This window comes from Arthrobacter sp. (assembly GCF_031179385.1).
Classification (GTDB): domain Bacteria; phylum Actinomycetota; class Actinomycetes; order Actinomycetales; family Micrococcaceae; genus Arthrobacter_D.
Genome location: NZ_JAPSHV010000202.1, coordinates 1 through 3023 on the forward strand (window position 1 = coordinate 1; position 3023 = coordinate 3023).

The following is a 3023-nucleotide window of genomic DNA, read 5'->3' on the forward strand; positions in this document are numbered from 1 at the left end:
CGGGAAATCGATCCGGCTTCAAGCGCTTCCAGGGTGGCGGAATGCTTCGCGGTCAGCTGCACGGATTCCTCAACCAGACGGTGCGCGGTGCGTTCCGGGATGTTCAGTGTGAAGGCCACCTCTGATGCTGCAACGGACTGAGCCATGTCCTCCGCGCGGTTCCCACTCGGGAATCGGTGCAGAACTTCATCCCGAGTCCTGTCGGCGAGCGCAGCGACAATGCGCGCTTCTATCGCATCAATCCAGGACCGGAGCCCGGCAAGTTTTTTCAAGGCGTCTGCTGTATCGCTGTTATCAAGAGCTTCGAGCCCAGTGAGTACCACCCGCCCGCAAAGACCAGCAGGATCCGGAGAACCCAAGCCGAACCCATTGGCATGATCCGTGTCCGTTCCGGTAGCCGCGGAATGCGTGGGAGGTGCCGATTCCCACACCCGCATTGAAGGCTGAAGCTGGGCCTCTGGCCGACCGGGTGTTTGTCCGCCCGACTCCGGCTGGGCATGGGAGGGGCCTTCTGAGGGTGTACTGCCGACCCCTGGAGACCAAAGTTCACAGTCGAACTCCCAAAGATCCTCAGGGCGGAAGTCACGCTCAGTCAGAAAGTCATGCCAGGCATAGTCATCGGCATACAGCGATGAGTCCTCCAGCTCCACTTCCGACGTCATGAGGAAAGCCAAACACCCGCCACCGACATTTTCGGAACGTTGAACACGGCACCCGCGGAAAGCTGTCACCGGCATCCCATATGCTCGGTCACATCCCTAGTCGACAGGAGAACCATGGCCGATCTACGCGTGTTCGTTCCCACTCCCCTGCCTGAGCCGCTGTGCGAGCTCATCGAGAAGCTGGAGCCGCGGATCGAACTGGTGAGGGATCAGACACTGCTGCCGCCACAGCTTTACCCGGGGGATCATCTGGGCGACAGGAACTTCAAGCGGACACCACAGCAGCAGGCGGCGTATGAGGCTCTCATCGACAGTGCGGACGCACTGTACGGAGTGCCGGGTCAGTCCGGCGCGGAGCTGGGGAGGGCCGCACGCGCCAATCGCCGACTGCGGTGGGTCCACACCACTCCGGCAGGTGGCGGCAACCAGGTCAGAGCGGCGAAGCTGGCGGAGGAGGAACTGCAACGGATCACGTTCACCACGTCGGGCGGAGTTCATGCCGAGCCGCTGGCCGAATTTGCTGTCTTCGGAGTACTGGCAGGCTCGCAGAATTTGCCGCAACTGCTCCGGGACCAGCGCGCACATACATGGGGAGCACGGCGTCCGGTACCGCTGATCGCGGACCAACGCGTCGCCGTCGTCGGCCTGGGCGGGATCGGGCGGGCGGTGGCCCGCAAACTCAGTGCGCTGGGAGTTGAGGTGGTCGGTGTTCACCGGCGCAGCATTGAAGCAGAGGGCGTCTCACGGATCGTCCCGCCGGAACAACTCGCCAGCCTGCTTCCCGACGTCGACGCCGTGGTGCTTTGCCTTCCGGCCACCGATGCCACCCGTCACATGCTCAGCCGCACCCTGCTGGAGCAGGTCAAGGCGGGCATCACAGTCGTCAATGTCGGTCGGGGCACCACCATCGACGAGGAGGCGCTGACCGAGGCGTTGATCGACGGCCGCGTCGGGTTCGCTGCTCTTGACGTATTTGAACAGGAACCGCTTCCAACGAACAGTCCGCTCTGGGAGCTTCCAAACGTCGTCGTAAGTCCTCACAACGCGGGAACCTATGAGGACGAGGAGCGGAAAATCGCAGAGTTGTTCGCGGAGAACGCGAGGCGTTTACTGGACGGGGAGCCGATGCTGAACGTTGTCGATACCGTCGAGTTCTACTGAACCGGCGCGCTACATCCACTTCTTGTGCTTGAAGGTGAGATAGAGACCGATCCCCATCAGGACCATCAGGGCCAGCGCAAAGGGGTAGCCGAACGCCCAGCCAAGCTCCGGCATGTGTTCGAAGTTCATCCCGTACACCGTGCCCACCAGTGTGGGTGCAAAAAGAATGGCCGCCCAGGAGGATATCTTCTTCACTTCCTCGCTCTGGGCGAGACTGGCTTCCGAAAGATGACGCATCTCTTCGTTCTGCCGCTGTGTCACAAGTGTCGCGTGGACGGAAAGGGCACTCTGCAGCAGGATTCGGAAGGAATCAACACGCTCGATCACCCGAATCACATGGTCTTGAACGTCGCGAAGGCGGCGCTGTAGCTCCAGATCCATGTCGTACTTCTCGGCCCCGCGCAGCAGGGCATCGAGCATAGGACGCAGCGGATGTGCTGCGCGCTGGAAGCCGATGACCTCGCGGGAAAGTTCGTAGATGCGGCGTGCGACGTCAGGAGCGGAGTTGAAGAGCTCATCCTCAATCTCGTCGATGTCATTCTCGAGTCCCGCAACTACCGGCGCATACTGGTCAACCACTTCATCGAGAATTGCATACAGCACCGCTTGCGGGCCGAGGGCGAGGAGCTCCGGCAGTGCCTCCAGCCGTCGTCGTACCTTCGCCAGGTCAGGCGACTCAGCCTGACGGATGGTGACGATGAAGTCGGGCCCGATGAAAACATGAAGTTCACCGAATTCGACGATCTCCTCCGCGTCCAGGTAGCGTGCAGGACGCAGGACGGCAAACAGTGTCTCACCGTAACGCTCCAACTTGGAGCGCTGGTGACCGTGAAGCGCATCCTCAACGGCCAGCTCGTGTAGGGCAAACTCTTCAGCAACCCGTTGAATCTCGGCGGCATCCGGCCGATACAACCCGATCCAGGCCATCCCGCCGTGGTCACGCTTGAGTTCGAAAGTCTCATCCAGGTTCACCGGGTTGGCAGTACGGTGGCCGTCCACGTATACGCCGTTGTCAACGATTGTCACCCGATTGTCCTTTGCTCTCGTTCCTTCCAGTGCTTGGGCGAGTCTCTCACGTGCACCCACTCCCACGGCCGAAGCCCCGCGTCAGTTTGACGTCTGCAACTGGTAGATCAGTGCTGCAGCCACATCAGCCAGACGCACGTTGGTGTCCTGGGACAGCTTGCGCAGCAGGTCGAA

The 3023-nt window shown here is 61.3% G+C and carries 3 protein-coding genes and 1 pseudogene; 1 reads left to right on the forward strand and 3 read right to left on the reverse strand.

Going from position 1 to position 3023, the window contains the following annotated elements:
- Positions 1-272, reverse strand: a pseudogene (locus RIF85_RS15455) (HNH endonuclease); the annotation flags it as partial.
- Positions 273-776: 504 nt separating this feature from the next.
- On the opposite strand from RIF85_RS15455, the gene RIF85_RS15460 reads away from it, so the two are divergent.
- A complete protein-coding gene (locus RIF85_RS15460) occupies positions 777-1823 on the forward strand; it encodes a D-2-hydroxyacid dehydrogenase (protein ID WP_309072790.1) in 1047 nt (348 codons plus the stop codon).
- 9 nt (positions 1824-1832) lie between these two features.
- On the opposite strand, the gene RIF85_RS15465 is transcribed toward RIF85_RS15460, so the two are convergent.
- Positions 1833-2849 carry a magnesium and cobalt transport protein CorA gene (locus RIF85_RS15465; protein WP_309072791.1) on the reverse strand — a complete coding sequence of 339 codons (1017 nt, stop codon included), beginning with the start codon at positions 2847-2849 and terminating at the stop codon, positions 1833-1835.
- An 81-nt stretch (positions 2850-2930) separates the two neighbouring features.
- Positions 2931-3017 (reverse strand): hypothetical protein, encoded by an 87-nt coding sequence (locus RIF85_RS15960; RefSeq protein ID WP_375164465.1) that lies wholly within the window; start codon positions 3015-3017, stop codon positions 2931-2933.
- Between the last annotated feature and the right edge of the window lie 6 nt (positions 3018-3023).